This is a genomic window from Micromonospora sp. NPDC049799, from assembly GCF_040656655.1.
Lineage (GTDB): Bacteria > Actinomycetota > Actinomycetes > Mycobacteriales > Micromonosporaceae > Micromonospora.
This window is the reverse complement of sequence record NZ_JBFAMU010000294.1, coordinates 1-6,159: the sequence shown is the minus strand read 5'-3', so window position 1 is coordinate 6,159 and position 6,159 is coordinate 1. Positions and strand designations below refer to the sequence as shown.

Here is a 6,159-nt window from a genome sequence, read left to right as displayed (position 1 = left end):
GCCGCCAGCGCGGCGGCCGACCCGGCCGGCCCCGCACCGACCACCACCACGTCGAACTCGTCCCCTGCCCCGCCCTGCTCCCCTGTCCCGCCCTGCTCCACGCCGCCGTCCGTCATGGCGTCCCCTCCCCGCGAGCCGGTCCGGGGCCGTGCCCGCGTCCGTCATCCTGCCTGGGACGAAAGATCGACTCGACTTCACTGAGGTCGGGGTGTCGGAGTTACTCGGATGGCCCGACTTCAAGGAAGCCGAGTCGATCATGGGGTGGGGGTGGGGGGATCGGCCTTGGTGGCGCGGTGGAGGGCGTAGAGGGTCACGGCGGCGGCGGTTGCCAGCGGGGCGCCGTCCCGGACGAGGCCGTCCCAGTCGAGCAGCCACCAGCAGAGCGGCAGGTCGACGGCGAGCACGACCAGGGTCACCACGACGAGCAGGCGGCGGGCCCAGTGCCGGCCGCGCAGCAGGAAGGCGGTGCAGAAGAGGACCGCGTAACTGGTGACGATCCCGGCGCCGAACCAGAACAGCACGGCGGGCACGGCGGCCAGCCGGTCGTCGAGCACGTCCGCGCCGGCGACCAGCGCGGGCACCAGCATGAGCGGGCTGTACGTGAAGGCGGCCACCCGGGCGGTGAGCAGCCACCCGCTGACCTCGGGCCGGCGCGGCGGGGTCTCCCGCCAGGAGATGCCCCGGCCGTCGATGACCAGGCGCGGGCGGTGCCTCCTCAGGTGGGACGCCACGGCCGGCGAGCGGTAGAGCAGCCACACCACGGCCACGCAGAGCGCGGTGAGCACGGCGAAGCCGAGCAGGCCGGGCAGCGGCGGCGTCCCCTGCCGGGGCACGATCAGCCGGCCGACGGCGAAGACCGTGGTCACCGCGAGGATCAGGCCGAACGGGCGGGCCACCGTACGACCGCGCCGGACGTTCCCGATGAGCAGCAGGAAACCGAGTGAGCGGAGCAGCGCCCAGCCGGTGCGGACGGCCAGCGCGAAACCCTGCTCCGGCGCGTACACCCAGTTGAGCAGCTCGACCACGACGGTGGCCGCCGCGGTCGTCGCCAGCAGCGTGGTGAGCGCCCGGACGGCGGACGGCCGCCGGACCTCGGTCTCGGCGGCCGTCCTCATGGAATCCCGTGTTCCCCCGCGCGGGCGGGCGTCACACCTACTTCTGCGGCTGGGCCGCGTCGAGCCGCGCACGCAGCGCGTCCAGCTCGGCCCACAGAACACCCGGCAGCTTGTCGCCGAACTTCTCGAACCACTCGGTGACCAGCGGCAGCTCGTTGCGCCACTCGTCGGCGTCGACCTTGAGCGCGATCCGGACGTCCTCCGGGGTCATGTCCAGACCCTCGACGTCCAGCGCGTCCTGGGCCGGGACCATGCCGATCGGGGTCTCGACGGCGTCGGCGCGACCCTCGAGCCGCTCGATGACCCACTTGAGTACGCGGGAGTTCTCGCCGAAGCCCGGCCAGAGGAAGTTGCCCTCGGCGTCCTTGCGGAACCAGTTGACGTAGTAGATCTTCGGCAGCTTGGACTCGTCGCCGTCGGCGCCCTTGCCCATCTCGATCCAGTGCCGGAAGTAGTCACCGGCGTGGTAGCCGATGAACGGCAGCATGGCCATCGGGTCGCGGCGGACGACACCGACCGCGCCGGAGGCGGCGGCGGTGGTCTCCGAGGAGAGCGTGGCACCCATGTAGACGCCGTGCACCCAGTCCCGGGCCTCGGTCACCAGCGGGATGGTGTCCCGGCGGCGGCCACCGAAGAGGATCGCGTCGATCGGCACGCCGTTCGGGTTGTAGTAGTCCTCGGCGAGGATCGGGCACTGGGTGATCGGGGTGCAGAACCGGCTGTTCGCGTGCGAGGAGAGGCTGTCGCTCTCCGGCGTCCAGTCGTTGCCCTTCCAGTCGATCAGGTGCGCCGGCGGCTCGCCCATGCCCTCCCACCAGATGTCCCCATCGTCGGTGAGGGCCACGTTGGTGAAGACGGAGTTGCCGCGGTCCAGCGTCCGCATCGCGTTGGCGTTGGTCTTCCAGTCGGTGCCCGGGGCGACGCCGAAGAGGCCGTACTCCGGGTTGACCGCGTAGAGGCGGCCGTCCTCGCCGAAGCGCATCCAGGCGATGTCGTCGCCGATGGTCTCGACCTTCCAGCCCGGGATGGTCGGCTCCAGCATGGCCAGGTTGGTCTTGCCGCACGCCGACGGGAACGCGCCGGCGACGTGGTAGACCCGACCCTCCGGCGAGGTGATCTTGAGGATCAGCATGTGCTCGGCCAGCCAGCCCTCGTCGCGCCCCATGACGCTGGCGATACGCAGGGAGTAGCACTTCTTGCCGAGCAGCGAGTTGCCGCCGTAGCCGGAGCCGAAGGACCAGATCTCCCGGGTCTCCGGGAAGTGCGAGATGTACTTCGTCTCGTTGCACGGCCAGGCGACGTCCTCCTGGCCGGGGGCCAGCGGGGCGCCGATCGAGTGCAGGGCGTGCACGAAGTCGGCGTCGTCGCCCATGGCCTCCAGGACCGTGGCGCCCATCCGGGTCATGATCCGCATCGAGGCGACCACGTACGGGCTGTCGGTGATCTCGACGCCGAACATGGGGTTCTCGGCCTCGACCGGACCCATGCAGAAGGGGATGACGTACATGGTGCGCCCGCGCATGCTGCCGCGGTACAGCTCCGTCATCGTCTGCTTCATCTCGGCCGGCGCCATCCAGTTGTTGGTGGGGCCGGCGTCCGCCTCGTCGACGGAGCAAATGTAGGTGCGCTCCTCGACCCGGGCGACGTCCGTCGGGTCCGTGCGCGCGTAGAACGAGTTCGGCTTCTTCTCCGGGTTGAGGCGGATCAGGGTGCCGGCTTCGACCAGCTCGTCGGTGAGGCGGCGCCACTCCTCGTCGGACCCGTCCACCCAGACCACCCGCTCCGGGGTGGTCAGTTCGGCGACCTCACGGACCCAGGCGAGCAGTTTGGGGTGGGACGTCGGGGCCTGATCGATACCCCGAACAGTAGCCGGAGCAACCATGACACATCTCCTTGGTGGTCGACGCTGACCGATCTATGGGATGCACGAGTCTTGACGACTATGCGCCGCCTTCGTGGAAACCTGGGATTGGCCTCAGCGTAAACCGGGCGGCGTCGCCAGTCAGTGGGACTGGTTGTGAAGAACTGCACAAGGTACGGCCTCGCTGCGGCATCACGATCTGATACCCGCTTTCGCGCGCAGTTTCACGCAAATCTTGTCGCGGACCTCCCGCAGCGGGGAACGTCGGGCCCGTCCGCCGGTGCGCGACGCGACCCGATCGCGGTTCGGAGGAAACAACTCCGGATCTCGTCACCGCCGGTTACGCTCCGCTCATCACCGTCTCCACCGCCCGCGCCCTCCGCCGTTGCTACCCGTACGGTGCGGCGGCAACCGGTACGCTCGCGGGGTGGCCGCCACAATGACCGGGGAGCCTGACTCCCGGCAGACCCGTCCGGGCCTGCTCCGCTCCCTGATCGACCGGTTCGGTCACCTCGTACGGGAGCTCAGCAAGTTCGCCACCGTGGGTGGCATCGCCTTCCTCATCGACTTCGCGCTGTTCAACTACATGACCGCCGCGCAGGACGTCGAGCAGGTGACCGCCAAGACCATCTCCACGGTGATCGCGGCAAGCTTCGCGTTCCTCGGCAACCGGTTCTGGACCTGGCGGCACCGCCGCGGCTCCAACCCGGCCCGCGAGTACGCACTGTTCTTCTTCTTCAACGGGGTCGGCCTGGGCATCACGGTGGCGTGCCTGGCCATCAGCCGGTACGGGCTGGGCAGTGTCTGGCCGGAGGTCTTCCAGACCCCGGTGGCGGACAACGTCGCCAGCTACCTCGTCGGCACCGGCCTGGCGACCCTCTTCCGGTTCTGGTCCTACCGACGGTTCGTCTTCGTCGAAGGGGGAACCCAGCCGGTTCTGGAAGTGAAGCAGGACCGACACGGGGCGTGAGCTGACGCCCACCTCGTCCAGTCGGGGCCGGCCGGTCCCGCCCACTGCCCTAAGGTGTTCCGCATGCGTCTTGTCCGTCTGCTGCCTGAGCGTTGGCAGAAGTTCATCCACGAGGCGCTCAAATTCGGCATCGTCGGTGGCATCAACACCGTCATCAATTACGCGGTGTTCAATGCTCTGGCACTCACCGTTTTTGTCGACGGCCAACTGAAGGCAACGGTCATCGCGACCGTCGTGGCGACGATCACGTCGTATCTGATGAATCGTCACTGGACGTACCGGGATCGCCCGAAATCGGCGATGAGACGCGAATACGTCCTCTTCTTCCTTTTCAACGGCGCGGGTCTGCTCATCGAGCTGGGCGTGCTGGCCGCCGCGAAGTACGGCCTCGGCCTGACCGGCCTGCTGGCCCTGAACGTGGCCAAGACCTTCGGCGTACTGCTGGCCACGCTCTTCCGGTTCTGGTCGTACCGGACCTTCGTCTTCCAGCCGGCGCCCGCCCACGCGGCGCCGACCTGGCACAGCATCCCGCGCGACGAGTGGGACACGATGGCCGAGATGGACCCGGTGGCGGAGCTGGCCGAGTCGGTCTCCGAGCTGGAGGAGGCCCAGGGTCAACCCGGTGAGCCCCGGGCCCGCCCGGCGGCGGCACCGGTGACCGGACCACCCGCACAGGGCCGCCCCGCGCCGCTCGACGCGGCGCTCGGCGAGTCGCTCGACCGGGAGCTGGCGGCCGAACTCGCCGCCGAACTCCAGGCCACCCCCCGCCGCTCCCCCCGCCGCTGACCGGCCCCGCCACCGGCGGTCAGGTGCTCGGATCGCGCAGCGGCTTGCCCTCGTTCATGTCGGCGAGGATGTCCCGCATCTCGGCGTCACCCAGCGAGTGCTTGTCGTGGTGGGCCTCCACCAGCTCGTAGAGCCTGGTCTGGACCTGACCGACCCGCGGCACGTCGTGCAGGACCGACTGGCCACGCTCCCCGGCCGACTCGATCGTCAGCGTGCCGCAGCCCAGCAGCCGCTCCATGACGCCCTGGCGCATCGCGTGGTCGTTGATCCGGGTGAGCGGGATGTCCCGCCGGTCCCGGGAGAACAGGCCCTCCTGGAGCAGCACCCGCTCGTTCGTGAAGAGGTAGTGGGTGCTCCGCCACGCCAGGTACGGCCGGAGCGTCAGCCACAGCACCGCGACCAGCGCCAGCCCACCGATCACGGCCAGCGCCACCGAGCCGCCCCCGCCAGACGGGAGCAGGACCACGCCGGCCACCACCGCGGCGACGGCGAGCACCAGCACCACGACCGGGCCGACGAGGGCCCTCCAGTGCGGGTGCAGGTGCAGCACGACATGCTCGTCCTCGGTGAGCACGTCCTCGGGAAACGCCACGGGTACCTCCATCGCGAGAAGCGGACGGGCAGACCGTAACGCCCCGTCGCCACCGAGGGGATCAGCCGCGCGGGGCCCTTCCTCTCACCTCAGGTGGAGGACGTCGCCGGCGGTGAGGCGGTGTTCGCCCGTCGCGGTGACGACCAGGAGGTGGCCGTCGGCGTCCACGCCGGTGGCCGTACCGGTCAGCTCGTCGCCCCCGGGCAGCAGCACGCGTACCTTCCGGCCGACCGTGGCGCAGGCGGCCAGGTAGGCGTCGCGCAGCCCGCACGTGACCGCGTCCCCGCCGGCGGACCGCCAGCGGTCGTACCAGTCGGCGACACCGCGGAGCAGGGCACGCAGCAGCGGATCCCGGTCGGTGGCGGCGGCACCGGCCAGTTGCAGCGAGGTGGCCGGCAGTCCGCTGGGGTTCTCCGGCAACTCGTCCGCGCGGAGGGTCACGTTCAGGCCGATGCCGAGAACGATCGCGGGCAGCTCACCGGCCCGGGTCGGTGGGACGGCCTCGGCCAGGATGCCGGCGCACTTCGCCTCGTCGACCAGCAGGTCGTTCGGCCACTTCAGGCCCGCCTCCAGCTCCGCCAGCAGGGCCACCGCCTCCACCAGCGCGACGCCGGCGAGCAACGGTAGCCAGCCGTACCCCGACGCGGGAGCCGGCGGCCAGCCGCGGTCCGGGTCGGCCACGCCGGGCCGGAGCAGCACGCTGGTCGCGATGCCCGCGCGGGCCGGCGACTGCCAGGCCCGACCCCGCCGCCCCCGGCCGGCGGTCGGTTACCTCCTCTACCCCCTCGCGTTCCTGGTGTGGGCATCCGCGATCGCCGCTCCGGTTCCCTCCATC

5 protein-coding genes and 1 pseudogene are annotated in these 6,159 nt (G+C 70.6%); 2 read left to right on the top strand and 4 right to left on the bottom strand.

The window, feature by feature from the left end:
- Positions 1 to 254: 254 nt before the first annotated feature.
- Both AB0I76_RS20255 and AB0I76_RS20250 read right to left on the bottom strand, forming a co-directional pair.
- Positions 255 to 1,115 (bottom strand): hypothetical protein, encoded by an 861-nt coding sequence (locus AB0I76_RS20255; protein WP_357037544.1) that lies wholly within the window; start codon positions 1,113 to 1,115, stop codon positions 255 to 257.
- 37 nt (positions 1,116 to 1,152) lie between these two features.
- Complete coding sequence (locus tag AB0I76_RS20250; protein WP_357037541.1) at positions 1,153 to 2,997, bottom strand: phosphoenolpyruvate carboxykinase (GTP); 1,845 nt, start codon at positions 2,995 to 2,997, stop codon at positions 1,153 to 1,155.
- A gap of 418 nt (positions 2,998 to 3,415) precedes the next feature.
- On the opposite strand from AB0I76_RS20250, the gene AB0I76_RS20245 reads away from it, so the two are divergent.
- The gene (locus tag AB0I76_RS20245) at positions 3,416 to 3,946 is read left to right on the top strand and encodes a GtrA family protein (protein ID WP_357037547.1); all 531 of its coding nucleotides are present in this window, start codon (positions 3,416 to 3,418) and stop codon (positions 3,944 to 3,946) included.
- 63 nt (positions 3,947 to 4,009) lie between these two features.
- On the top strand, positions 4,010 to 4,732 hold the full coding sequence (locus tag AB0I76_RS20240; RefSeq protein ID WP_357037538.1) for a GtrA family protein: 723 nt from the start codon (positions 4,010 to 4,012) through the stop codon (positions 4,730 to 4,732).
- 19 nt (positions 4,733 to 4,751) lie between these two features.
- Here the strand turns inward: AB0I76_RS20240 and AB0I76_RS20235 are convergent, their stop codons facing one another.
- Together AB0I76_RS20235 and AB0I76_RS20230 are read right to left on the bottom strand one after the other, a co-directional pair.
- Positions 4,752 to 5,324, bottom strand: coding sequence for a PH domain-containing protein (locus AB0I76_RS20235; RefSeq protein WP_357037535.1), 573 nt, complete (start codon positions 5,322 to 5,324; stop codon positions 4,752 to 4,754).
- Positions 5,325 to 5,408: 84 nt separating this feature from the next.
- A pseudogene (locus AB0I76_RS20230) lies at positions 5,409 to 6,086 on the bottom strand (biotin--[acetyl-CoA-carboxylase] ligase); the annotation flags it as partial.
- Positions 6,087 to 6,159: the final 73 nt, after the last annotated feature.

Coding starts and splice junctions, on each gene's coding strand:
- AB0I76_RS20240 (WP_357037538.1), top strand. CDS start 4,010: ATGCGTCTTGTCCGTCTGCTGCCTGAGCGTTGGCAGAAGTTCATCCAC.
- AB0I76_RS20255 (WP_357037544.1), bottom strand. CDS start 1,115: ATGAGGACGGCCGCCGAGACCGAGGTCCGGCGGCCGTCCGCCGTCCGG.
- AB0I76_RS20250 (WP_357037541.1), bottom strand. CDS start 2,997: ATGGTTGCTCCGGCTACTGTTCGGGGTATCGATCAGGCCCCGACGTCC.
- AB0I76_RS20245 (WP_357037547.1), top strand. CDS start 3,416: ATGACCGGGGAGCCTGACTCCCGGCAGACCCGTCCGGGCCTGCTCCGC.